Here is a 24630-nt window from a genome sequence, read left to right on the forward strand (position 1 = left end):
CCTGCAAATCCCGTTGTCACGCGGGGTGTTGGACCACTATGCCGCCGGGTGCAGGAAGAACTCGGTGAGTACTCCGGCCACCGCCGGAATGGCGGTCCCAGAGATCACCTCGTACCCGTGGATGCTCAGGGTGGGCAAACACAGCGGACCTACCCGCGGCGTGAGCCCGTTGTGCACCGGGAGTAATCCGGGTCAGCCGGTGACGCTGGGCAGACCGACCCGTAGGGCGATGGCCTGCTTGATCCCGATGTCGGTGACGACGTCGGGCGGAGTGGGGTCACCGGGTGCGCTCTGGAATTCCAGCCGCGCGACCGCGGGTCCCTTGGTGAAGAGCAGCGCGGTGACGTCCTTGGCGCCGTCGGGCGAGGTCCCGACGATGACGGTGCCGTCGGTGCCGACCGGCGACGGCGCCGGTGGTCCGCCCGTGACGGTGGCGCCGATGGCGGTCAGGCTCGCGTCGAGCGCGGCCTTCGCTGCGGCCTCGTCCGGCAGGATCGAGATCGTCACACCGATGGCCCGGGTGTCGTCCTGGTTGACGAACAACGCCGAGATCCCCTTTCCGCCGCGCCGGTTGGGCACGGTCGAGCGGGTGACGAAGGTGTCGTAGGCGCTGTTGATGTCGGTCGGCTCGATGAGCAGGCGGGAGTAGTCGACGACGGCCGAGCTGTTCTCCTTCGGCGCCGAGGTCGGCGCGCTCGACTCGCTGGAGGAGGAGGTGGGCAGTCCCGGCGCCGACGGTGCCGGGGACGAATCGGTGGGGGTGCAACCGCTGAGTCCGATGGCGAGCACCGCCGCGCCGATGGTCGTTCCGACGAAAGCCGACGTGTTCGCGAAGACCGACGATTTGGTGAACCTGCTGCGCATGGATATCTGCCGAAGCCCCAATCGATTTTGAAAGCTGAGAATACTGAGAATATAGTGGACAGAGTGTCCACAAATGACGGTACACGCGTTGCGCCGGGGCTGGCAATCGCCGCCACGGAGCCACCGCGTCGCGGGCGGCCGCGCAATGCCGAACTGCGCGCGGCGGTGTTGCGGGCCGCCACGGATCTCGCGCTCGCCGGCGGTACCGGAGCGGTCAGCATCGACGCGATCGCCAAACGCGCGGCGGTGAGCCGCACCACGATCTACAAGTGGTGGCCGTCGGCGGCGGCGATCGTGCTCGAGGGGCTGCTGGCGTCGATGCAGGGCTCCATCGTCCCGCCGACCGGCAGTGGCACCCGGGGTGCGCTCGACCATCAGGTGCGCGCGCTGAACGCCATCCTGGCCGACGCCACGACCGGCCCGCTGTTCCGGCGCGTCATCGCGGCTGCGGGGACGAACGGCGAGGTCGCCACCGCGCTGCTCGACCAGTGGCTGCTGCCGCGGCGCTCCGCGGTCACCGCCGTACTGCTCGACGGCATCGCCACCGGCGAACTGCGCGGTGACCTCGACGTCGACGTCACCGTCGACGCGCTGTTCTCCCCGGCTTACTACCGCCTGATGTTCGGTATGCCGCCCCTCGACGAGACCGCGCTCACCGATCTGCTGGAGATGGTGTGGCGCGGGTGCGCACGCCCGGAACCCCGCTGAATCAGCCGCGCCGCGGCACCAGGGCGCCGAGCAGCAGACCGGCGAACGGTATCGCGGCGAGCACCGCGCTCAGCGTCACGCTGCCGCCGGTCACCAGGGTGAAATTGCTCAGCACCAACCACATGCTGGCCACCAGCCCGGCACAGGCCAGGGCCGGTGCGATGCGGGTCTGCCAGAGCCGGCCGCCGGCATGTTCGCGATGGCGGGCGAAGTAGACCAGCACGGCCACCGACGTGGTGAGCATCAACAGGACCATCCCGACGGTGGCGACGCCGGCCATGGAGCCGAAGACGCCGACGAGCGGGTCGACGCCCAGTACGGCGAGCACACCGACGATCACCGCGGCGGTGATCGTCTGCACGATCGACGAGAACGCCGGTGACCGGTGCCGGTCGTGCACACCGGCCAGGCGGCGGGGCAGCAGACCCTTGCCGGCGAGCGCGAACTGGTAGCGGGCGATCACGTTGTGGAAGGACAGCACGCAGGCGAACAGGCTCGTCAGGAGCAGCACGTTGACGATGTCGCGGCCGATGCGGCCGAGTTTGCCGTCGGTGGTGTCGAGCAGCATGTTGCCCTCACCGTCGAGTGTGCGCTGCGCCACCTCGGTGACCTGGTCGGGTCCGATCGCCACCACGAACGCCCAGCAGGTCAGCGCATAGAACCCGCCGATGATGAGGACCGCGGCGTACGTCGCCCGCGGAATGGTCCGCTCGGGATCGCGGGCCTCGTCGCGGAACACCGCGGTGGCCTCGAACCCGATGAACCCGGTCAGCGCGAACAGGACGGCGATGCCCACCGCGCCCTGGGTGAACGTCTGGGGCGCGAACGAGGTCAGCGTCAGACCGGCGGGGCCGGGGTCGGCGACGATCACCAGATCGAGCACCACCACGATGCCGATCTCCAGCGCCAGCGCGACACCGAGCACCTTCGCGCTCAGGTCGATGTGGCGGTAACCGAGCAGCGCGACGATCGCCAGCGTGCCGAACGCGTACACCGGCCACGGGACCTCCGGGCCGCCGTAGAACCGGACGGTGTCGCCGATCGCCCACCCGATGTAGCCGTAGATGCCCACCTGGATCGCGGTGTAGGCGATCAGCGCGACCGCGGCGATGCCGGTGCCGGGCCGTCGGCCGAGACCGAGGGTGACGTAGGAGAAGAACGCGCCCGCCTCCGGGACGAACGGCGTCATCGTCACGAACCCGACGCTGAACACCAGCAGGACCAGGGCGGCGATGACGAATCCGACCGGTGCACCCGCACCGTTGCCCAGGCCGATCGCCAGAGGCATGTTGCCGCCGATCACGGTCAGCGGTGCCGCGGCCGCGACCACCATGAACACCACCGCGACGGGTCCGAGGCGGCCCTCGAGCCGTTGCTTCCCGGCGGTGGGTGTGACGTCGGTGCTCATCGGGCCTCCCGGGTGTGGCGCAGCGCCTGGCGGAACAGGTTGTGGTCGAGGGCGTGCGCGGTGCGTCCGTCGCGCCCGGTGACGGTGGTGGCCGCGACGACCGCGTTGACGATCGCCTCTTCGGTGGCCTCGATGGTGAGGTCGAACAGCAGCGTCATCAGCTGCGGCGCGACCATCCGGACGGCGATCTCGGGGCGGTCGGTGCCGGTGTCCTCGTCCCATGAGTACGGCGGGATGCCGCGGTTGCCGGTCGAAAAGGCGAGCATCAGGTCGCCGCTGTACTGTTCGCCGCTGCCGCCGATCCTGCTCACCGCCAGCGCGGACCGCTGCGCGAGCCGGGTGCACTGGTGGGGCAGCAGCGGTGCGTCGGTCGCGACGATCACGATGATCGAACCCGAGCCGGGTTCGTACGCGACCGGCATATCCGGCAGCGGCACGGCGTCGGGGCCGATGATCTCGCCGACCGGGACGCCGTTGACGCGGAACCGTTCGCGGCGGCCGTGATTGGCCTGGACCAGCACACCGACGGTGTAGCGGCCCGCGGCCGTGTCGGCGACGCGCGACGAGGTGCCGATCCCGCCCTTGAAGCCGTGGCAGATCATGCCCGTGCCGCCGCCGACGTTGCCCTCGGCGACCGGGCCGTGGTTCGCCCCGGTCAGCGCGGCGTGAACGTGTTCGGCCCGCACGTGGTGGCCGTTGATGTCGTTGAGCACACCGTCGTAGGTCTCGCCCACCACGGGCAGCGACCAGTAGAGACCCTCGCCGCGGGCGGAGACCTGGGTGTCGACCAGCGCATCGCGCACCACCCCGACGCTGTGGGTGTTGGTCAGGCCGACCGCCGAGGTCAGCTCACCCGATTCGCGGACCCACTCCAGGCCGGTCATCTCACCGCTGCCGTTGAGTCGGTGCGCACCGGCGAAGACCGGTTCGGTCCAGATGTCGTCGTGGGGCACGACGACGGTCACGCCGGTGTTGACCGCGGGCGGGCCGGCCTGGTGCAGCGTCGTGTGCCCGACCCGCACGCCGGGGACGTCGGTGATGGCGTTGTGCGGACCGGTGGGGTGTTCACCGATCACGACGCCGAGGTCGCGCGTGCGCATGACGCCTCCGGAAGTCGGGGTGGAGTTCTTTTCCTGTTCGGAAAATAATGAGGCCGGGGCGGCGGATGCGCAAGGGGAAGACTGATTCGGCGACAATCGGCGGTGACGGAAGGGGTCCCGACAAGGTGCCACGGCCCAACAGGCAGGCGGAACGGCGTGAGGAGATCCTCGACGCCGCGATCGCTCTGATCGAACGCCACGACCTCGCGACCTTGCGGATCGCGGACGTGGCCGCCGAACTCGGACTGACCGCCAACGCGGTGCGGTACTACTTCAAGGAGATGGACCAGCTGCTGTCCGAACTGGCGCTGCGGTCCGACACCCGCTTCTACGACGACCGGCTCGCCGTCGTCGAAAAGACCGCCGACGCGGGGGAGCAGTTGGCCAGGACCATCGCCGCCGGCCTGCCGACCGGTCCCGAGGACGCCGAATGGCGGTCCATCTGGCGGGCGGTGTTGGCTGCCGGATTCGAACTCGACCAGCGCCGCGACGTCCAGGAGATCTACCACCGTCAGGTCGGCCTGTACGCGCGGATCCTCGCCGACGGTGAGCGCGACGGGGTGTTCCGACTCGGCTCGCCGGCCCACGACATCGCGATGACGTTGATGGCGATGGAGGACTACCTCGGCTACCGCATCGTCGCCCGCGACCCGCTGATGAGCCGGGAGACGGCCCTTCGGTTGATGCGCCAGTACGCCGAACTCGCCACCGCGGCACACCTGCCGGACACCGTCTGACCGCCGTCTGGGATGAATCGGTCCGGGCCGAGCCGGGCCGCGCCTACAGTCGACATATGACGCATCCGATGCGACGGCTCCTCGTCGCGGCGCTGTCGGTGGCCGCGTTCACCGCGATGCCGGTGGCCGTCACCACCCTCGTCTCACCCGCCGTCAGCTCGGCCTGCCTGCCCGGCGAAACGGGCGTCACCAACGGGTGCGCGCCGTTCTGCCTGCCGGGCCGCGCGCTCGACACCAACACCGGGCTGTGCCTGCCCGTGCCGCCGCCCCCGCCCCCGCCACCCGGGGCCCCGATGTCGGTCACCGGCTGACCGGACTTCGCGCCCCTGCTGTGCCGCGCCCGGAGCCGCTGGGCGACCATTGAGGGCGTGTATGACGAGGTCCCCTTCCACTCCCACGACTCCGGCTCGCACGATCCCGGTGAGGTCGGATCGCGCATCGATCCGGTGCTCGCGCGCAGCTGGCTGCTGGTCAACGGTGCGCACGGGGACCGGTTCGAGGCCGCGGTGCGCTCCCGCGCCGACATCGTCGTACTCGACATCGAGGACGCCGTGGCGCCCAAGGACAAGGTGCTCGCCCGCGACAACGTGGTGCGCTGGCTGGGGGCGGGTAACTCCGACTGGGTCCGGATCAACGGCTTCGGCACACCGTGGTGGGCCGACGACCTCGCCGCGCTGGCGGGCACCTCCGTCGGCGGGGTGATGCTCGCGATGGCCGAATCCGTCGACCATGTGAGCGAAACCGCCAAACGTCTGCCCGGCGTGCCGATCGTCGCGCTCGTGGAGACCGCCCGCGGTCTGGAGCGCATCACCGAGATCGCCGCGGCGAAGGGCACCTTCCGGCTGGCCTTCGGCATCGGCGACTTCCGCCGCGACACCGGCTTCGGCGACAACCCGGCCACGCTGGCCTACGCCAGGTCGCGGTTCACCATCGCGGCCAAGGCCGCCCACCTCCCCAGCGCGATCGACGGGCCGACGATCGGTTCGAGCGCGCTGCGGCTCATCGAGGCGACCGCGGTGTCGGTGGAGTTCGGGATGACCGGCAAGATCTGCCTGAGCCCCGAACAGTGCTCGGTGGTCAACGAGGGGCTCTCACCGTCACACGATGAGATCGCCTGGGCGAACGAGTTCTTCGCGGAGTTCGAGCGTGACGGCGGGGAGATCCGCAACGGGTCCGACCTGCCACGCATCGCACGGGCGAACAAGATCCTCGACCTGGCCCGCGCCTACGGCATCGTGGCCACCGAATTCGAGGACGAACCCGTGCACATGCCTGCGCCGTCGGACACCTACCACTACTGAGTGGTTTGATTTCGCAACGGCACGTTTGAGACCTGCGTCACAGTGGTAAAGCCCGCGACATGGTGACACATAACAGAAAGATCACGCCGGTTCTCGCCGCCGGTGCCTCCGCACTCGCCATCGCCGCCGCGCCGGCGCTCTTCGTCGTCGCTGCCCCGTCGGGCGGCTCCACCATCACCTACACCGCCGGCGGCCCACCCGGCTGTGTCGACCCGTACGGCACCGGCTGCGGTGCCGTACCACCACCGCCGCCACCGGCGCCCGGTGTCTACGTACCCCCGCCGCCCGGCGTCGCCGGTGCGATCCCGGGTGGTCCGGGTGGTGTGGCCGGTCCGCAGGGTGCCGCGGGTGCGATCCCGGGTGGTCCGGGTGGTGTGGCCGGTCCGCAGGGTGCCGCGGGTGCGATCCCGGGTGGTCCGGGCGGCGCGGCCGGACCTCAGGGCGCGACGGGGGCGATCCCGGGCGGACCTTCGGGCACCGCCGGTCCGGGCGGCGCCACCGGGTGCATCCCGGGCGTCGGCTGCGCCACCACGCCCTAGGCCTCAGGTCCCGCAGAAGGTGCGGTACCTGCCGAAGGCCTCGGGAGCCGGTTCCGCATAACGCTGGAGACCGGGCCGTTCGTCGAACGGCCCGGTCACCGCGTCGAGCAGGGTCTCGAACGGTTCCATATCGCCCGCGGCGGCCGCGGTCAGCGCCTCCTCGACGAGGTGGTTGCGCGGGATGTAGACCGGGTTCACCCGGTCCATCGCGGCACCGTCGGGGCCCAGCGCGCGCCAACTGTCGAGCCACGCGTCGAAACCGGCGAGGTCGACGAACAACCCCCGCACGGGTTCGTTGTCGCCCCGGGCGGCGAGGCCGAGCGCGCGGAAGAACGACGTGAAGTCGATGTGGTTGTCCTGCAACAGTTTCAGTAGCTCGTCGAGCAGCGGGGCGACAGCGGGCCCGTCCACTCCGGTCAGGCCGAGTTTGGCCTGCATACCGGCTGTGAGTGCGCCTTCGTAGTGTCGGCCGAAAGCGCCGAGCGCGTTCTGCGCCAACGTGATCGCCCGGTCGATGTCGTCGTCGAACAGGGGCAGCAGCGTCTCGGCGAAGCGTGCCAGGTTCCACGCCGCGATCGAGGGCTGGTTGCCGTATGCGTAGCGGCCCCACGAGTCGATCGAGCTGAACACCGTCTCGGGGTCGTAGACGTCCATGAACGCGCACGGCCCGTAGTCGATGGTCTCGCCCGAGATCGTCATGTTGTCGGTGTTCATCACGCCGTGCACGAACCCCACGAGCATCCAGCGGGCGATCAACTGCGCCTGGGCCGAACAGACCGCCTCGAACAAACCCAGATACGGGTCGGCCGCCCCCGCAACCTCGGGGTGATGGCGGGCGATGGCGTGTTCGGCGAGTCGGCGCACCAGATCGGTGTCCCCGGTCACCGCGGCGTACTGGAAGCTTCCGACGCGCAGATGACTGCTCGCCACCCGGGTCAGCACCGCGCCGTCGAGCACGCTCTCACGCCGCACCGGCCGTCCGGTCGCCACCACGGCCAGCGACCGGGTGGTCGGGATGCCGAGGGCATGCATGGCCTCGCTGACCAGGTATTCGCGCAGCATCGGGCCGACCGCGGCCAACCCGTCGCCGGCGCGGGCGAACGGGGTGTGCCCGGACCCCTTGAGATGCACATCGCGCATCCGGCCGTCACCGTCGACGAGCTCACCGAGCAGAAGCGCCCGGCCGTCGCCCAGCCGCGGCGCGAACCCACCGAACTGATGGCCCGCATAGGCCTGGGCGACCGGGGTGGCGCCGTCGGGAACCGAGTTGCCGACCAGCAGCCGTACCCCGTCGGGGGAGCGCAGCCAGTCGGCGTCCAACCCGAGACCCGACGCCAACTCGTCGTTGAGCACGAGCAGCCGGGGATCGGGCGCCTCCTCGGCCTTCCAGCGGACCGCCATCTCCGGCAGTTCCCGCGCGAAGCGGCCGTCCAGGCTGAGGTTCGTCACAGGTGAGGCACTCACCTCATCCAGACTACGGAGCCGAGCAGTCCGCACACGGACACCGGACGAGCGGTGACGCGCGCCTATTCAGCCGCGTCGCCCTGATCCTCCGCGTCGCGGATGCCTTCCGGCGGAGGGGTCGAATACCCGGGACTGGCGCTCGGCACCTGCCCTTCGGGGGTTCCCCCCAGCTGGGCGTCGTCTGGCGTCGGTTCCGGTGAGCTCATCAAATCCTCCTCGAGGGTTCGGGGTAGACCACAGAACTACCCGGCGCATCACACCGGAAACCGGCTTGGGCGAACCGCTCGGTGGGAACACTGACCGGGATGTCACCCCCTCAGCAGCGCCATCAGCGCGTCGTCGTCGTGGGCGCGGGTCCGTGCGGGCTGGCGATCGCCCGCCAACTCCTGCACGAACAGAGGATCGAACCGCTGGTCCTCGACCGCGCCACGGCACCCGCGTCCACCTGGCGCGACCGCTACGAAGGATTCCGGCTCAACACCTGCGGATACTGGTCGCACCTGCCCGGCCAGCCGATTCCGCGCCGGTACGGCCGTTGGCCCAAACGTGACGACATGGTCGACTACTTCGACAGTTACGTACGGCGACAACGGATTCCACTGTCTCTCGGCGTCACCGTCACCCGCATCGACCGCGACGGGGACCGATGGCTGATCACCACCGACGGTGACACGTACACCGCGGACGCGGTCGTGATCGCGACCGGGAACTATCACACCCCGGCGCTGCCGGCGTGGCCCGGGATGGAGGGTTACACCGGCGACCTGCTGCACTCGGCGGACTATCGCAATCCGTGGCCGTTCGCCGGCCGCGACGTTCTGGTGGTCGGCTCGGGTAACTCCGCCACCGACATCGCACTGCAGCTCAGCGACGAGGTGGCCGGCCGGGTGCGGCTTGCGGTCCGGGAACCGCCCCACCTGATGCCGAGGTCGGCCGCCGGGATCCCGGTCGACGCCTTCAGTGCCGCGTTCAGCCGGCTGCCGGTACCCGTGATCGACCACGCCGCCGCGCTGGCGAGCCGGCTCTGGTTCGGTGACCTCACCTCCGCCGGTCTGCCGGCGCCGCGCCGCGGCATCTACCGCGCGTTGCTCGACGACGGCAGCATCCCGACGCTCGGCGACGAACTCGTCCCCCAGATCAAGGCGGGCCGGATCGAGGTGGTCGCCGCGGTCGAATCGTTCGAGGGTGATTCCGTGGTGCTCGCCGACGGTCGGACCATCCGCCCGGATGTCGTCATCGGCGCGACCGGGTACCGGCACGGACTCGAACCGCTCGTCGGGCATCTCGATGTGCTCGACGAGGACGGGGCGCCGCTGGTCAACGGCCTGCCCCCGGCCGCGCCCGGGTTGTGGTTCGCCGGCTACGAGGAACCGATCATCGGGCCGCTGCAGTCGTTTCGACTGCAGGCCGGTCCGCTGGCCGCGGAGGTCGCCGGGTTCGCCGCCGGGTAGTCAGACCCGGTCGGCCAGGGCGCGGCCGGCGGCGCGGCCGGAGAAGATGCAGCCGCCGAGGAACGTGCCTTCGAGTGCGTTGTAACCGTGCACGCCGCCACCGCCGAAACCCGCGACCTCCCCAGCCGCGTACAGTCCCTCGATCGGCGCTCCGTCCAGCCCGATGGCCCGCGAGGCGAGATCGGTCTGGATGCCGCCCAACGTCTTTCGCGTCAGGATGTGTAGCTTGATCCCGATCAGCGGTCCCGCCGCCGGGTCGAGGATGCGGTGCGGTGCCGTGGTGCGGCCGATCCGGTCGGCCAGGGCTCGGCGCGAATTGTGGATGCCCTGGATCTGCGCGTCCTTGCTGAACGGGTTGCGCACCTGCAGATCCCGGGCCTCGATCTGGCGGCGGATCACCGTCGCGTCGAGTAGCGGTTCGTCGGTGAGGGCGTTCATCTTCCGGACGAGTTCCTCGAGATCGTCGGCGACGACGAAATCCACGCCGTTGCGCTTGAACGCCTCGACCGGGCCGGGTGCACCCTTGCTGAACAACCGCTCCTTGAGGAATCCACGGCGGTCCTTGGCGGTGATGTCCGGGTTCTGCTCCGAGCCCGACAGCGCGAACTCCTTCTCGATGATCCGCTGGGTGAGGATGAACCAGGAGTGGTCGTGCTCGGCGATGCCGGGGGTGGTGCGCAGGTAGCGCAGTGTGCCGAGGGTGTCGTAGCCGGGTAGGTACGGCGCAGGCAGGCGGCGGCCCAGCGCGTCGAACCACATCGACGATGGCCCGGGCAGGATCCGGATGGCGTGGTTCGGCCAGATCGGGTCCCAGTCGACGATGCCCTCGGTGTAGTGCCACATCCGGTCCCGGTTGACAAGGCGCACACCGGAATCCGCGGCGATGTCGAGCATCCGGCCGTCGACGTGGGCGGGCACCCCGGTGATCATCGACTTCGGCGCGGTGCCCATGCGCTCGGGCCAGAACCGGCGCACGATCTCGTGGTTGGCGCCGATGCCGCCGGTCGTCACGACGACGGCCTGTGCGGAGAGTTCGAAATCACCGACGGTGTCACGGTTGGACGGCGCCCCGCGCTTCGCGTTGTCGGGGGCCAGGACCGTCCCGCGCACCCCGGTGACCGCGCCGTCGGTGTAGACCAACTCGTCGACCCGGTGGCGGTGGTGGAACCGCACCAGCCCGCGCTGCGCGGCGGTCAGCGCCGAATCGGCGAACGGGCCGACGACACCCGTGCCGGTACCCCAGGCGACGTGGAAGCGAGGCACCGAGTTGCCGTGTCCGGTGGCGGTGAGGTCGCCGCGCTCGGCCCAGCCGACGGTCGGCAGGAACGAGATGCCGTGGCCGGTGAGGTAGTCGCGCTTCTCGCCGGCCGCCCACTCGACATAGGCGCGCGCCCACTTGGCAGCCCACACGTCCTCGTCGTCGAGGCGGTCGAATGCGGCGCTGCCCTGCCAGTCGCTCCACGCCAGTTCGAAGGAGTCCTTGATGCGCATGCGGCGCTGCTCGGGGCTGTCCACCAGGAAGAGGCCGCCGAACGACCAGTACGCCTGCCCGCCGAGGTTGGCGGCGTTCTCCTGGTCGACGAGCGCGACGCGCTTACCGCGGCGGGTCAGCTCGTGGGTGGCGACCAGGCCGGCGAGACCCGCGCCCACCACGATGACGTCAGCGTCCATGAACTCAAGATATCGGTTGCCGCCGGTGCGTCGGCCTGGATGAATGTCGGCTGTGACCACATCATCGCCGAGATCACCGCTGAGCCGACTGACGCGTAAACCCGAACGCGCCAGCGATCTCGAGCTGCTGTACGAGGTGTTCGACACCGCCGCCGTGGCGACCCTGTCGACGGTGCTCGGCGACGAGCCGTGGGCGGTGCCCATGCTCGTGGCCCGCGACGGGGACCGGCTGCTGCTGCACGGGTCGACGGGGGCGGGGGCGCTCCGACACATCGCCGAGGGGGCGAAGGTGTGCGTCAGCGCCTTCCTGCTCGACGGGCTCGTGATCGCCGAGCGCCAGTTCGACCATTCGGCGAACTACCGGTCCGCGGTGGTTCGTGGGGTGTGCCGGGTCGTTCCCGACGCGGAGGCGCCGGCGCTGCTCGACCGGTTCACCGAGGCGCTGATCCCGGGCCGGGCGGCCGAGTGCCCGCCGCATTCGGCGAAGGAGATCGCGGCGACACTGTTGCTCGAGGTGCCGATCGTCGACGGGTCGTGGGTGGCCAAGGCACGGACCGGGCCGGCGTCGCCCGGCGCGGCCTGGACCGGGGTGGTGCCGGTGCGGTCGGGTTATGGGGAGCCGGTGTCGGACTCGGTACAGCCGGTGCCGCCGTCGGTGCGGCGGTTGATCAACGGGTGAGCATGCCGGTGCACTGCGTGTATCCGCCGCTGAGGCCGTCGAGCGCGATCAGTGCCCCGTCGGCCGTGATGCGGCAGGTCACGTCGCCGGGTGACGAATCGGTGCGCCCTGCGCTCAGCGACAGGAACCGGCTGTCGGCGGTGACAGTGAATTGGCGCCGCCAGGGGAGGGTGACCGGCGCTGCGGTGGACAGCGCGCCGTCGGCCTCCTCGAAGCGGATCTCGACGTGACCCGCCACTCCGGTCACCTCGTAGGCCACGGTGACCCGGCGGACGTCGTCTCCGAGCGTGTGTGCGGCTGATACGGCGAAAGTCAGCAGGGCGACGAGAAGCAGTCCGCGCAGCCATCGCATTCGACCGGCCATCGGAGCCTCCTCGCCTGCTTCGAGGGTAGGCCGACCAGGCTGAAAACAGGCTGCAGCGGTATCGTGGCGCTTTCCGGGGGGAAGCGCGGCCGACCCGCCGCCTCCCAGTCATGCAGTCAAAGGAGCAACCGTTGCCCCTGAACACCGTCGCGCTCGAACTCGTGCCGCCCAACGTCGACCGTGGTCGTGAACATGCGCTCGAAGACGCCCACAAGGTGCTGCGCTGCTCGGCCGAGGCCGGTATCGAGGGCCGGATCGGGCACGTCATGATCCCGGGGATGATCGAGGAGGACAGCGGTCGTCCCATCGAGATGAAGCCCAAGATGGACGTCCTGGACTTCTGGCAGATCATCAAACCGGAGCTGCCCGGTGTCCGCGGACTGTGCACCCAGGTGACGGCGTTCCTCGACGAACCCGCGCTGCGGCAGCGGCTCACCGAGCTGAGCACCGCGGGGTTCGACGGCATCGCATTCGTCGGTGTCCCGCGCACGATGAACGACGGCGAGGGCAGCGGCGTCGCCCCCACCGATGCGCTGTCGATCTACGAAGGTCTGGTCGACAACCGGGGCGCGATCCTCATCCCCACCCGCGACGGTGAGCAGGGCCGCTTCACGTTCAAGTGCAAGCAGGGTGCGACGTACGGGATGACCCAGCTGCTGTACTCCGACGCGATCGTCGGGTTCCTGACGGAGTTCGCGGCGAACAACGAGTTCCGGCCGGAGATCCTGCTGTCGTTCGGTTTCGTGCCGAAGGTGGAGAGCCGCGTCGGGCTCATCAACTGGCTGATCCAGGATCCGGGTAACGCCGCGGTCGCCGCTGAGCAGGAGTTCGTGAAGTCGTTGGCCGCCAGTGAGCCGGCCGACAAGCGGCGCATGCTGCTCGATCTGTACAAGCGGGTGATCGACGGGGTGGGTGAGCTCGGGTTCCCGCTGAGCATTCACCTCGAGGCGACCTACGGGGTGTCGACGCCCGCGTTCGAGACGTTCGCCGAGATGCTGGAGTACTGGTCGCCCACCGCGGTCTGACGTGGGGCGTTGACGCTGCGTCCACGGCGCAGACGTTCGAGTGGGCGACGCCGTGAGCGCAGAGTGAACGACTGATCAGCGACGGTATCCTGGCGCGAGTGTCCGAACCGTCCGTGCGTGATCTGCGCAAGCGTCTGGACGGCCTGACCTACCGCGACGCCGCCCGCCTCGGAAGGCGGCTGCGCAACGCCACACCCGACAAGCTCGCGCAGCTCGCCGAGCAGATCTCCGCCGCCGAAGAGCTCATCGCCACCCGGTTGGCGGCGGTGCCGACGATCAGCTATCCCGATCTCCCGGTCAGCGACCGGCGTGACGAGATCGCCAGGGCCATCGCCGGGAACCAGGTGGTCGTCGTCGCGGGCGAGACCGGTTCCGGCAAGACCACGCAGCTGCCGAAGATCTGCCTCGAACTCGGCCGGGGTATCCGCGGCACCATCGGCCACACCCAGCCGCGGCGCCTCGCCGCGCGCACCGTCGCCCAGCGCATCGCCGACGAACTCGACACCCCGCTCGGCGACGCTGTCGGCTACACCGTCCGCTTCACCGACCAGGCCTCCGACCGCACGCTGGTCAAGCTGATGACCGACGGCATCCTGCTCGCCGAGATCCAGCGCGACCGCAAGCTGCTGCGCTACGACACCCTCATCCTCGACGAGGCCCACGAGCGCAGCCTCAACATCGACTTCCTGCTCGGCTACCTGCGCGAACTGCTGCCGCGCCGACCCGACCTGAAGGTGATCGTCACGTCGGCGACCATCGAGCCCGAGCGGTTCGCTGAGCATTTCGGCCACGCGCCGATCGTCGAGGTGTCGGGCCGCACGTATCCGGTGGAGATCCGGTACCGCCCGCTGGAGGTGCCCGTCGTCGACGCCGATGGCGACGACCCCGACGATCCGGACCACGAGGTGGTCCGGACCCCGGATGCTGGTCTTCGCGCAAGCGGCTCATCCGAGATGCGCGACCCGACCGACGCGATCGTCGACGCCGTGCGCGAACTCGAGGCCGAACCGCCCGGCGACGTGCTGGTGTTCCTGTCCGGTGAGCGCGAGATCCGTGACACCGCCGAGGTGCTTCGCGGTGAACTCCGCAACACCGAGGTGCTGCCGCTGTACGCGCGCCTGCCCACCGCCGAACAGCAGAAGGTCTTCGCACCGCACACCGGGCGGCGGGTCGTGTTGTCGACCAACGTCGCCGAGACGTCGTTGACCGTGCCGGGCATCCGCTATGTCGTCGACCCCGGCACCGCGCGCATCTCCCGCTACAGCCGGCGGACGAAGGTGCAGCGGCTGCCGATCGAGCCGATCTCGCAGGCGTCGGCCGCCCAGCGGGCCGGCCGGTCCGGTCGCACCGCACCCGGTATCTGCATCCGGTTGTACTCCGAAGAGGACTTCGAGAGCCGGCCGCGATACACCGATCCGGAGATCCTGCGGACCAACCTCGCCGCGGTGATCCTGCAGATGGCCGCGCTCGGCCTCGGGGACGTCGAGGAGTTCTCCTTCCTGGATCCGCCGGAGAAACGCAGCATCCGCGACGGGGTGACCCTGCTGCAGGAACTCGGGGCGTTCGATCGCGAGGGGGAGCTCACCGACATCGGGCGGCGACTCGCGCGTCTTCCGCTCGACCCGCGGATCGGGCGGATGATCCTGCAGTCCGACACCGAGGGCTGCGTCCGCGAAGTGTTGGTGCTGGCCGCGGCGTTGTCGATCCCGGATCCGCGCGAACGGCCCGCCGACCGCGAGGACGCGGCCCGCCAGAAACACTCCCGCTTCGCCGACGAGCACTCCGACTTCATCACGTATCTCAACCTCTGGCGCTATCTGGGCGAACAGCGCAAAGAACGCTCGGGCAGTTCGTTCCGCCGGATGTGCCGCGAGGAGTTCCTGCATTACCTCCGCATCCGCGAGTGGCAGGACCTGACCGGCCAGTTGCGCAGCATCGCCCGCGACCTCGGCATCCGGGAGTCCGACGAACCCGCCTCGCCGGCCAGTGTGCACGCCGCGTTGCTGTCCGGGTTGCTGTCGCACGTCGGGTTGCGGGAGGGGGACGGCCAGGCGCGCACGCGAGGAGCGAATCCAGCGCAGTACCAGGGCGCCCGCAACTCCCGCTTCGTGCTGGCGCCCGGGTCGGTGCTGACCAAACGCCCGCCGCGGTGGATCGTCGTCGCCGACCTGGTGGAGACCAGCCGGTTGTTCGGCCGGGTCGGCGCCAGCATCGACCCCGACACCGTAGAGCGCATCGCCGGTGATCTGGTGCAGCGCACCCACAGTGAGCCGCACTGGGAGGCCGACCGCGGTGCGGTGATGGGGTTCGAACGTGTCACCCTCTACGGCCTGCCGCTGGTGGCGCGCCGTCGCGTGAACTACTCCCAGATCGACCCCGAACTGGCGCGCGAACTGTTCATCCGCCACGCGCTGGTCGAGGGCGACTGGCGAACCAAACACCACTTCTTCCGCGACAACGCCCGGCTGCGTGAGGAACTCGAAGAGGTCGAGGAGCGGGCCCGTCGGCGTGACCTCCTGGTCGGCGACGAAGAGGTGTTCGCGTTCTACAACGCCCGCATTCCCGAAACCGTGGTATCAGCACGGCATTTCGACGCGTGGTGGCGCAAACAGCGGCACCGGACCCCCGATCTGTTGACGATGACGCGCGACGATCTGCTGCGGCAGGACGGCGTCGACGAACTGCCCGACGAATGGCGCGCCGGTGACCTGACCCTGCCACTGAGCTACCGCTTCGAACCGGGTGCAGCCGATGACGGCATCACCGTGCACGTGCCGGTGGAGGTGCTGGCCCGCCTCGGCGGGGACGAATTCGCCTGGCACGTCCCGGCTCTGCGTGAGGAACTGGTCACCGCCCTGATCCGCTCGCTGCCGAAGGACCTGCGGCGCAACTTCGTCCCCGCACCCGACACCGCGCGGTCGGTGCTCGAGACGATGAAGCCCGGCGAGGAACCGCTGCTCGAATCGCTGCAACGCGAGTTGCGGCGGCGCAGCGGGGTGCTGGTGCCGATCGAGGCGTTCGACCTCGAGAAGATCCCGGCTCATCTGCGGGTGACGTTCGCCGTGGAGAAGGACGGCGCCGAGGTGGCGCGCGGAAAGGATCTCGACACCCTGCAGGAGCAGTTGGCCGCACCGGTGCGCGACGCGGTCGCCCGTGCGGTCGCCGACGGGCTGGAACGAAGCGGGTTGCGTTCGTGGCCAGAGGATCTCGACGAACTGCCACGCACCGTCGAGAACACCAGTGGCGGCCACCGGGTCCGCGGGTATCCGGCGTTCGTCGACGCGGGTTCTGCGGTGGACGTGCGGGTGTTCGCGACGCCGGCCGAGCAGCGTGCGGCGATGGGTCCGGGGATCCGGCGGCTGCTGCGGTTGTCGGCGCCGTCGCCGGTCAAGAACGTGGAACGGGCGCTGGACATGCGGCAGCGCCTGGTGCTCGGCGCCAATCCCGACGGGTCACTGGCCGCGCTGATCGAGGACTGCGCGGACGCGGCGGTGGATGCACTGGTCCGTGAACCCGTCTGGACGCGTGGGGATTTCGATGTGCTGCGGCAGCGGGTGGCGGCCGCGCTGGTGCCGACGACGCTGGACATCGTGGGCCGGGTGGAGAAGGTGCTGACCGCCGCGCAGCAGGCGCAGGTGGCGCTCCCGGCGAACCCGCCGGCGACGCAGGCCGAGGCGATCGCCGACATTCGCGGTCAGCTGGCCGCCCTGCTGCCGAAGGGTTTCGTCTGTGCTACGGGTGCGGCGCACCTGGCCAACCTGACCCGCTACCTCACCGCGATCGGCCGCCGGCTGGAACGGTTACCGCACGCAGTCGGGGCCGACGGCGAGCGCATGGAGCGGGTGCGCGCCGTGCAGGAGGCGTACGACGAACTGCGGCAGGCACTTTCGCCGAGCCGGGCCGCCGCCGAGGACGTCCGCGACATCGGCCGGATGATCGAAGAGCTGCGGGTCAGCCTGTGGGCCCAGCAGCTCGGCACGCCGCGGCCGGTCAGCGAGCAGCGGATCTACCGGGCGATCGACGCGATCACGGCATAGTCGGCTCGGCACCCCGCATCGGCCAGATCCTCGGCTCGTGGCTCGCGTCGTCGACTTCCTCACGCGCGTTCTGCAGACCCGACTGGAATGATCCGAACGTGCGCAACACCGCTAGGCGTCGCGCCACATCTGCACGGTGCTGGTCAGCCCGCCGGGCAGTTCGATCAGTTCGATCGGGGTGCCGTCGGGATCGTGGACGAACAGCATTCGCACGCCACCGATGTCGGTGGGCGGGGTGAACCGCACCCCGGCGTGCCGGCCCAGCGCTTCATGCGCAGCGTCGAGATCGCCTACCCGGAAGGACATATTGGTGTATCCGAGATGGGGGCCTTCCACGACGGCCGGTACGTCACCGAGCGCCAGGAGTTCGACCATGCTGGCACCGATGAGGCCGCCGACCATGCGCCCGGCGGCGCCCGCGGTACCTGTCACCTCCTCCAGTCCCGCACCGGCCAGTTCGACATCGAAGACGATGTCCATGCCGAGCACACCGGTGTAGAACGCCAGGGATGACTCCATGTCTGAAACGCCGACACATATGTGCGAGAAGTTCTCGATCGAAAGCGGTTTCGGTGCGGTCACCTGCTCACCAAAACAATGCCCCGAGACACCTGTCAATGGTCACTCCGGCGGGTACGGCATCCCGAACTGCTCGGCCAGCAGGCTCTGCGCGACGATCATCGCCGCCTGCGCACCCCCTGCGATCGACCCGGCCACGTACGGGTGTTCGGTGCACACGTCACCGGCGGCGAACACCGTGTGCGCCGACGTGCGGTGCAGCGCGTCGATGCCGATGGTGTCCTGAGCCAGCGGACCCGGCGTGCAGGTGGCGCCCAGTTGCTCGGCGAGTTTCGAACGCTGCCGCAGCGGGGCCTCGACGAGCAGACCGTCGCGTTCCAACCGGCTTCCGTCGTTGAACGCGATCGCGGTCAGCTGTCCGTCGGTGCCGATCAATTCGGCGATCCGGCGGTCGTCGACGATGATGCCTGCGGCCTTCAACTGGTCGATGTCCTTGCCGTCGAGTTGCGGATGGCCGTCGGTGAGCAGCACCACGTCGTCGCTCCACCCGCGCAGCATCAGCGCCGAGTGCACGGCCTCCTCACCCGCGGCCAATGAGGCGATCCGCTTGTCGCGCATCTCCCAGCCGTGGCAGAACGGGCACTGGAACACCGACTTACCCCACAGCGGTTCCAGACCCGGAAGCTCCGGCGGGCAGTACTCCATGCCGGTGGCCAGCAGCACCCGCCGGGTGGTGACCCGGTCACCGTCGTCGAGGGAGAGCACGAAGCCGTCGTCCTGCGCGGCGCCGTGCACCACGGTGCCCACCCGGTACTCGACCGTCGGATACGCCTCGAGCTCGCGCCGGCCCGTTTCGTACAGCTCCGCCGGCGGCCGCTGGTCGTAGCCGAGCAACCCGCCGATGCCGGTGGAGACCCTGTTGCTCTGTTCACCCGCGTCGACGAGCAGGGTGCGTCGGCGCGCCCGTCCCAGGACCAGGGTGGCGCTCAATCCCGCCGCGCCACCACCGACGACGACGCATTCCCATTCGTGTGTCATTGCCCCGACCGATTCCCGGGAGGCGGGGTGATCAAACAATCGCCGCCTTGTGCGCAGATTCGACACCAGGGTCGTTGACGGCGGGTCCGGCCACCGGAACCACGACCGTGGTGTCGAAAACGAGCACAGCATCCGCGACGACACCCCTTCTGGGGAGCCGGGACGGCGCTACTTGGTGCCGAAGATCCGGTCACCCGCATCGCCGAGCCCCGGCACGATGTAGCCGTGCTCGTCGAGCTGACGGTCGACGGCCGCGGTGTAGATGGGGACGTCGGGATGAGCCTCCTGCATCGCGGCGATGCCCTCGGGACACGTCAACAGGCAGACGAACTTGATCGACTTCGGCCCGCACTCCTTGATCCGGTCCACCGCCGCCACCGCCGAGTGGCCGGTGGCGAGCATCGGGTCGACCACGACGACGTCGCGCTCCTCCAGGTCCGCCGGCATCTTGAAGTAGTACTCGACGGCGACGAGCGTCTTGGGATCGCGATACAGCCCGATGTGCCCGACCCGCGCCCCGGGCACCACGGCCAGCATGCCGTCGAGGATGCCCGTGCCCGCCCGCAGAATCGACACGAACACCAGCTTCTTACCGTCGATGACCTGACCGACCGTCGTCTCCAGCGGTGTCTCCACCTCGAAATCCTGGGTCGGGATGTCACGCAGCACCTCGTAGGCCATCAGCGCGGAGATCTCGTGCAGCAGCTGGCGGAAGCTGTGTGTGGAGGCATCCTTGCGGCGCAACAAGGTCAGCTTGTGCGCCACCAGCGGGTGGTCGACCAGGTGGACTTCGCTCATGCGCTCTCCTTCAGAAGACGGTGCCGTCGCTGTCGATGGTCAACGGCGGCAACCCGCCGCGGAGTTGTTGCGCCAGAAGGCGTCCGGCCGCCCAGGTCCCACCCTCCAGCGCGCACGCCAGCGGCATGTCGACACCGAGCCGCGCGGACACCCGCGGGGCGAGTTCGTCGAGCAGTGCGACGGTGAGTGCGCGCCACTCGACCACCAGCTCGTCGCCGACTTCCCAGGTGCGCTCGGCGTATTCAGGTGCCCGCAGTGCCAGCACTCCGGCGTCGAGCAGGAGCCCGCCGTTGCGGTACTCGGGTAACCCGGTGAGCGTGTCGACTCCCTCCACCGGCACACCCGCCCGGGTGAACGGTTCGAGCAGCGAATAGGTCAACCACTGGGAGAGCTTGTGGAACGGCACCCAGCCCCGGGTGAGTCCCTCACCGCCGACCGCAGCATGGCGCCAGCAGTCGCCCAGCGGTTGGTCACCGATGTCATTGCCGCTCAACCAGATCGACGACAGTTCGGTGAGCAACACCGTGAGGATGTCGTGGGCATGCACCGTCCGGGCGCGCGCGGTGAGGGTGTCGAACAGCCCGCCCGGCCGGCCGCCGAACGCCTCTGCGGTCAACGCGTCACCGAGGCGGTGCAGCAGTTCCACCCGGCCGTCGAGTCCGACGAGCGGATTGTCCGCGCACACCTGAAACGCCGCACCAAGCCGATCGGCGGTCAACGCCCGCAGCCCGTCGGCGTCCACGCGCATGGGGTCGCCCGGGTCCGACGAGAACAACCCGCCGGCGAACGCGTGCCAGCTGGCGACGGCCAACCCCTCCGAACGCGAAAACCGTTGCCCCGTAGCCTTTTCCTCGAAGCTCCAGCCCGGCCCCGCGCCGGCGTCGAGCAGCACGCTGACCACCGCGAGATCGATCATCGCCCGGGGGTTCCCCTCGAGCCCGGCCGCCCGGTTCACGTCGCCGGCTTCGAAATGCCGCCAGCGACTGTGGAACGGGATGGCGAGGTCCGGATACCGCGAGCGCGTGACCTCGGCGACGACGTCCGCCGCGGAGTCGAGGGCGTCGTCGCGAACGGTGAACCATGCCGACTCACCCGCCCTGGCCCGCCGCAGCAGTCGGCCGGCGCGGTCCCGGACGGCGTCGGTGGTGCGCAGCGCGGCCGCCGCACCCTCCGGCGTATCCGAACTCACTGCGACAACCCGCGACCCTTGACCTGCTTGAGTTCCTCGGCGTCGGGCACCGGGCCCGGAGTGAAGTAACCGGCCGCCATCTTGGCGTCGATCTCCACCCGCGCATCCGGAGGGATGAGTTCCTCGGGGATGTTGACCCTTTCTCCCACTTCGATTCCCGACCCGGTGATCGCGTCGTACTTCATGTTGCTCATCGACACCAGGCGGTGGATCTTGCGGATACCGAACCAGTGCAGCACGTCGGGCATCAGTTCCTGGAAGCGCATGTCCTGGACGCCGGCCACACACTCGGTGCGCGCGAAGTACTGATCGGCGGTGTCGCCGCCGACCTGACGCTTGCGGGCGTTGTACACCAGGAACTTGGTGACCTCACCCAGCGCGCGGCCCTCCTTGCGGGAGTAGGCGACCAGGCCGACGCCACCGTTCTGGGCGCCGCGGATGCACTCCTCGATCGCATGCGTGAGATACGGCCGGCACGTACAGATGTCGGACCCGAAGACGTCCGAGCCGTTGCACTCGTCGTGGACGCGGGCGGTCAACTCGACCGAAGGATCGGCGAGATCGGTTGCGCTGCCGAAGATGTAGATGGTCTGCCCGCCGATCGGCGGGAGGAACACCTCGAGGTCGGAGCGGGTGACGAGTTCCGGGTACATGCCGCCGGTCTCCTCGAACAGCACCCGGCGCAGATCGGTCTCGCTGCACCCGAACCGCTGCGCCACCCCGGGCAGCCACCAGACGGGTTCGACGGCGGCCTTGGTGACCAGCGCGGCGCCGCTGGCGAGCAGGACGCGCCCGTCGGGGACCAGGCGGCCCTTGGCGATCGCGTCGGTGATCTCGGGCAGGATCACATGCGCCTTGGTGATCGCGATGGTCGGCCGGATGTCGAGGCCCGCAGCGAGTTCGGCGGTGAACACGTCGGCCACACTGGCGCCCCACGGGTCCATGCTGACGATCGTGGCCGGTTCACCCCACTGCGGGTATGGGCCGATGGTGTCGGTCGGCGAGGTGTCGGTGAGGTCGGCGCGGTGCTCCCGTTTGAGCGCACCCGCGGCGACGGCCAGTGCCCGGTAGACGCTGTAGGACCCGCTGTGGGTGCCGATGACGTTGCGGTGCGAGCGGTTGGCGGTCGTCCCGATCACCGGCCCGCGCTCGGCGGCGGCGGACGCACCCCAGTGGATCGTCGGGGTGCCCACCGCACCGCTGTGCGACGTCAACCGGATGTGTCCGCTCCCAGTCGACATGGCGCCTCCCGTCCTCAAGGGGAAAGGCGCCAGCATAGCGATTCCCCGGCACCCGTGCCGGGCGTCGACTCAGCCGGGGATTCCGGCCGCCACCCGCGGGAGGCGTTCGGGTGTCGCGGTGTCGAGTACCAGGTCGGCGACGCGGGCGCGGTGCTCCTCGGCGGTGCCGAGCAACGTCGCGTCAGTGGTCGCCCGCTTGAAGTACAGGTGCGCCTGGTGCTCCCACGTGAACCCGATACCGCCGAGCACCTGGATGGTGTCCGCGGCGATCCGGCTGAGCGCGGCCGAGCACACGGCCTGGGCGATCGCCGTCGCCAGCGCGGCGTCGTCGGACCCGTCGGTCAGCGCCCACACCGCGTGATAGGCCGTCGAGCGTGCGTGTTCGGCGTCGACCAGCATGTCGGCCAGCCGGTGTTTGACCGCCTGGAACGATCCGATCGGACGCCCGAACTGCAGCCGCGACTTCGCGTACTCGACTGCGATGTCGAGCAGGTGCTGCGCGGCGCCGACCTGTTCGACGGCCAGCAGCGCCGAACCCACGTGCAGTGCGTGCTGGATGACCCTGGCCGCCTCATCCGGTCCGGCGATCAGCGTGGCGGGCGCGCCCGACAACGTGAAGGACGCCTGGGTGCGGGTGAGGTCGAGCGTGACCAACGGGGTGCGTTCCACACCCTCGGCGCCCGTGTCGACCGCGTAGAGGCCCACCCCGTCGGACCCCTTCGCGGCGACGAGCAGCACGTCGGCGACGGCGCCGTCGACGACCTGCGCGAGCGTGCCCGTCAGCGCGTCACCCTCGACCGTCACGCCGACCGCATCGGGGACGAAGGCGCCGGCGCGGTCAGCGACGGCGAACGCCGCGGTGCGGGTGCCCTCGACGAGGTCGGCGAGCAGGCGGTCGCGCGCCGGCCCGGCCGAGGCGGCGACCAGGGCGGGTATCGCGAGGTAGACCGTCCCGAACAGCGGTCCGCACACCAGCGACGCGCCGAACTCCTCGACCGCGACCGCCTGGTCGACGAGGTCGCCACCGGCGCCGCCGTCGGCTTCGGACACCGACAGACCGAGCACGCCGAGTTCCGACCCGAGCCGCGCCCACAGTGCGGAGTCGAACGCCGGATCGGACTCCATGATCCGGCGCACGGTCTGCTCGTCGAAGTGGTCGGAGCAGAAGCCCCGCACCGCATCCCGCAACTGCCGCTGCTCCTCGGTGAACACGAAGGCCTCAGCCACGCGGCACCTCCTTCCACGGCATCCCCGCATCGGCACGCAGATCACCCGGCAGGCCGAGCACCCGCTCGCCCAGGATGTTCCGCATGACGTCCGAGGTGCCGCCCTCGATGGTGTTGGCGCGGCTGCGCAGGAAACGCTGCTGAATCGGGCCGCGCCAGTCGCTCTTGTCCCCGCTGTCCATGGCGTAGCTGTGGTACAGCGTGCCCTCCGGGCCGAGAAAGTCCATGCACCACTGGTAGATCCGCTGATTGAGTTCGGCGCCGACCAGCTTGCCGATCGATCCCTCCGGACCCGGGCCGCCGACGGTCGCCGAGGCTCGGGACCGCTCGGAGGTCAGCCGTTGCGCCTCGGCGCGCAACCACAGTTCGGACAACCGGTCGCGCATCATCGGTGTGCGGCGCTCGGGGCGCGACGCCCAGAGCGCGACGGCGTCGGCGATCGTGCCCGCACCGCGGCGGCTGCCGCTGGCGCCCAGCGCGCTGCGCTCGTTCATCAGGGTCGTCATCGCGACCCGCCAACCGTCACCGACGCCGCCGAGCCGGTGCGCGTCGGGGATGCGGGCGTCGCTGAAGTAGACCTCGTTGAACTCGGCGTGGCCGGTCATCTGCCGCAGCGGCCGGGTCTCGACACCCGGTGCGTGCATGTCGATGACGAAGTACGTCAGACCCTTGTGCTTGGGCACATCGGGGTTCGTCCGGGCCAGCAGCAGACCCCACCGGGCGCGGTGCGCGAGGCTGGTCCACACCTTCTGGCCGTTGATCACCCAGTCGTCACCGTCGGGCACCGCCGAGGTGGCCAGCCCGGCCAGATCGGAGCCGGCGCCGGGTTCGGAGAACAACTGGCACCAGATGTGTTCGGTGGTCGCCAGCGGCCGCAACCAGGCCCGTTTGATGTCGTCGTTCTGGGCGTGCTCGCGGATGGTCGGCGCCGCCATGCCGTAACCCATCGGGTTGAGCCCCAGAGGCACCGGTCCGCCGGCGCCCTGCAGGATGCCGTCGGCGACCGCCTGCAGGCCACGCGACACCCCCAGCCCGCCGAGCCCCTCCGGGAAGTGCACCCACGCGAGGCCGGCGTCGTAACAGGCGCCGAGGTACTCGGGGATCGGCACGGTCTTGGGATCGTGTTCGGCCACGACGCGGTTGGCGAGTTCGGTGACCCGATCGATATCAGCGGCGGTGCTCATCTCAGCCACCATAAGCAAAGGATGCTCGTGGGTGACGAGCAGGGCGGAAGACGCGCTGGCGGTGGAACTGGAACGTGTTACAGTTCG

The 24630-nt window shown here is 69.8% G+C and carries 23 protein-coding genes; 9 read left to right on the forward strand and 14 right to left on the reverse strand.

Translation table 11 applies throughout. The annotated features are described in order from the left end of the window. Window positions 1-192 precede the first annotated feature (192 nt). Window positions 193-789, reverse strand: coding sequence for a hypothetical protein (locus tag G6N49_RS24510; protein ID WP_011562581.1), 597 nt, complete (start codon window positions 787-789; stop codon window positions 193-195). A 129-nt stretch (window positions 790-918) separates the two neighbouring features. Here G6N49_RS24510 and G6N49_RS24515 point away from each other — a divergent pair, with 129 nt between their 5' ends. Continuing rightward, on the forward strand, window positions 919-1572 hold the full coding sequence (locus tag G6N49_RS24515) for a TetR/AcrR family transcriptional regulator (protein WP_064875647.1): 654 nt from the start codon (window positions 919-921) through the stop codon (window positions 1570-1572). A gap of 1 nt (window position 1573) precedes the next feature. Here G6N49_RS24515 and G6N49_RS24520 read toward each other — a convergent pair whose 3' ends face one another. Together G6N49_RS24520 and G6N49_RS24525 are read right to left on the reverse strand one after the other, a co-directional pair. Continuing rightward, entirely contained in the window at window positions 1574-2980 is a 1407-nt protein-coding gene (locus G6N49_RS24520) for an APC family permease (RefSeq protein WP_064875649.1), read from the reverse strand. Further along, entirely contained in the window at window positions 2977-4080 is a 1104-nt protein-coding gene (locus tag G6N49_RS24525; RefSeq protein WP_064875651.1) for a DmpA family aminopeptidase, read from the reverse strand. The genes G6N49_RS24520 and G6N49_RS24525 overlap by 4 nt, the downstream gene beginning before the upstream one ends. A 47-nt stretch (window positions 4081-4127) precedes the next feature. Here G6N49_RS24525 and G6N49_RS24530 point away from each other — a divergent pair, with 47 nt between their 5' ends. The 4 genes from G6N49_RS24530 to G6N49_RS24545 are packed head-to-tail and all read left to right on the forward strand — an operon-like array spanning window position 4128 to window position 6657. Continuing rightward, window positions 4128-4817, forward strand: coding sequence for a TetR/AcrR family transcriptional regulator (locus tag G6N49_RS24530; RefSeq protein ID WP_064875653.1), 690 nt, complete (start codon window positions 4128-4130; stop codon window positions 4815-4817). A 56-nt stretch (window positions 4818-4873) separates the two neighbouring features. Next, the gene (locus G6N49_RS24535; protein WP_011562578.1) at window positions 4874-5128 is read left to right on the forward strand and encodes a hypothetical protein; all 255 of its coding nucleotides are present in this window, start codon (window positions 4874-4876) and stop codon (window positions 5126-5128) included. Window positions 5129-5185: 57 nt separating this feature from the next. Further along, the gene (locus G6N49_RS24540; RefSeq protein ID WP_011562577.1) at window positions 5186-6118 is read left to right on the forward strand and encodes an HpcH/HpaI aldolase/citrate lyase family protein; all 933 of its coding nucleotides are present in this window, start codon (window positions 5186-5188) and stop codon (window positions 6116-6118) included. Window positions 6119-6177: 59 nt separating this feature from the next. Then, a complete protein-coding gene (locus G6N49_RS24545) occupies window positions 6178-6657 on the forward strand; it encodes a hypothetical protein (protein WP_083045490.1) in 480 nt (159 codons plus the stop codon). A 3-nt stretch (window positions 6658-6660) separates the two neighbouring features. Here G6N49_RS24545 and G6N49_RS24550 read toward each other — a convergent pair whose 3' ends face one another. Together G6N49_RS24550 and G6N49_RS24555 are read right to left on the reverse strand one after the other, a co-directional pair. After that, the gene (locus G6N49_RS24550; RefSeq protein WP_064875657.1) at window positions 6661-8106 is read right to left on the reverse strand and encodes a protein adenylyltransferase SelO; all 1446 of its coding nucleotides are present in this window, start codon (window positions 8104-8106) and stop codon (window positions 6661-6663) included. Window positions 8107-8183: 77 nt separating this feature from the next. Then, window positions 8184-8327: a hypothetical protein gene (locus G6N49_RS24555; RefSeq protein WP_163647434.1), complete on the reverse strand. Its 144-nt coding sequence runs from the start codon at window positions 8325-8327 to the stop codon at window positions 8184-8186. A gap of 99 nt (window positions 8328-8426) precedes the next feature. Here G6N49_RS24555 and G6N49_RS24560 point away from each other — a divergent pair, with 99 nt between their 5' ends. Further along, window positions 8427-9572: a flavin-containing monooxygenase gene (locus tag G6N49_RS24560; RefSeq protein WP_064875659.1), complete on the forward strand. Its 1146-nt coding sequence runs from the start codon at window positions 8427-8429 to the stop codon at window positions 9570-9572. On the opposite strand, the gene G6N49_RS24565 is transcribed toward G6N49_RS24560, so the two are convergent. Beyond that, window positions 9573-11243 carry an FAD-binding dehydrogenase gene (locus G6N49_RS24565; protein ID WP_064875661.1) on the reverse strand — a complete coding sequence of 557 codons (1671 nt, stop codon included), beginning with the start codon at window positions 11241-11243 and terminating at the stop codon, window positions 9573-9575. It lies immediately after the preceding gene. A gap of 43 nt (window positions 11244-11286) precedes the next feature. Here G6N49_RS24565 and G6N49_RS24570 point away from each other — a divergent pair, with 43 nt between their 5' ends. After that, window positions 11287-11922, forward strand: coding sequence for a pyridoxamine 5'-phosphate oxidase family protein (locus tag G6N49_RS24570; protein ID WP_064916026.1), 636 nt, complete (start codon window positions 11287-11289; stop codon window positions 11920-11922). On the opposite strand, the gene G6N49_RS24575 is transcribed toward G6N49_RS24570, so the two are convergent. Next, on the reverse strand, window positions 11912-12286 hold the full coding sequence (locus G6N49_RS24575; protein ID WP_011562571.1) for an MmpS family transport accessory protein: 375 nt from the start codon (window positions 12284-12286) through the stop codon (window positions 11912-11914). The two genes, G6N49_RS24570 and G6N49_RS24575, sit on opposite strands and share 11 nt — an antisense overlap. 131 nt (window positions 12287-12417) lie before the next feature. Here G6N49_RS24575 and G6N49_RS24580 point away from each other — a divergent pair, with 131 nt between their 5' ends. Next, window positions 12418-13311: a mycobacterial-type methylenetetrahydrofolate reductase gene (locus tag G6N49_RS24580; RefSeq protein ID WP_011562570.1), complete on the forward strand. Its 894-nt coding sequence runs from the start codon at window positions 12418-12420 to the stop codon at window positions 13309-13311. A 98-nt stretch (window positions 13312-13409) separates the two neighbouring features. Next, on the forward strand, window positions 13410-17348 hold the full coding sequence (gene hrpA / locus G6N49_RS24585) for an ATP-dependent RNA helicase HrpA (RefSeq protein ID WP_064916025.1): 3939 nt from the start codon (window positions 13410-13412) through the stop codon (window positions 17346-17348). Between the two features lie 111 nt (window positions 17349-17459). Here the strand turns inward: hrpA and G6N49_RS24590 are convergent, their stop codons facing one another. The 7 genes from G6N49_RS24590 to G6N49_RS24620 form a co-directional block, all read right to left on the reverse strand. Further along, complete coding sequence (locus tag G6N49_RS24590) at window positions 17460-17966, reverse strand: VOC family protein (protein ID WP_064916024.1); 507 nt, start codon at window positions 17964-17966, stop codon at window positions 17460-17462. 3 nt (window positions 17967-17969) lie between these two features. Then, window positions 17970-18905: an NAD(P)/FAD-dependent oxidoreductase gene (locus G6N49_RS24595; RefSeq protein WP_064916023.1), complete on the reverse strand. Its 936-nt coding sequence runs from the start codon at window positions 18903-18905 to the stop codon at window positions 17970-17972. A 168-nt stretch (window positions 18906-19073) separates the two neighbouring features. After that, window positions 19074-19703, reverse strand: a complete 630-nt coding sequence (upp, locus tag G6N49_RS24600; RefSeq protein WP_064916022.1) for a uracil phosphoribosyltransferase — start codon at window positions 19701-19703, stop codon at window positions 19074-19076. A 10-nt stretch (window positions 19704-19713) separates the two neighbouring features. Then, complete coding sequence (locus G6N49_RS24605; protein WP_064916021.1) at window positions 19714-20892, reverse strand: URC4/urg3 family protein; 1179 nt, start codon at window positions 20890-20892, stop codon at window positions 19714-19716. Continuing rightward, on the reverse strand, window positions 20889-22169 hold the full coding sequence (locus G6N49_RS24610; protein WP_064916020.1) for a GTP cyclohydrolase II: 1281 nt from the start codon (window positions 22167-22169) through the stop codon (window positions 20889-20891). The genes G6N49_RS24605 and G6N49_RS24610 overlap by 4 nt, the downstream gene beginning before the upstream one ends. A gap of 33 nt (window positions 22170-22202) precedes the next feature. After that, window positions 22203-23360: an acyl-CoA dehydrogenase family protein gene (locus G6N49_RS24615; protein ID WP_064916019.1), complete on the reverse strand. Its 1158-nt coding sequence runs from the start codon at window positions 23358-23360 to the stop codon at window positions 22203-22205. Further along, the gene (locus G6N49_RS24620; RefSeq protein WP_064916037.1) at window positions 23353-24543 is read right to left on the reverse strand and encodes an acyl-CoA dehydrogenase family protein; all 1191 of its coding nucleotides are present in this window, start codon (window positions 24541-24543) and stop codon (window positions 23353-23355) included. Before G6N49_RS24620 ends, G6N49_RS24615 begins: the two co-directional genes overlap by 8 nt. Between the last annotated feature and the right edge of the window lie 87 nt (window positions 24544-24630).

It is taken from the genome of Mycolicibacterium monacense, assembly GCF_010731575.1.
Taxonomy (GTDB): Bacteria; Actinomycetota; Actinomycetes; order Mycobacteriales; family Mycobacteriaceae; genus Mycobacterium; species Mycobacterium monacense.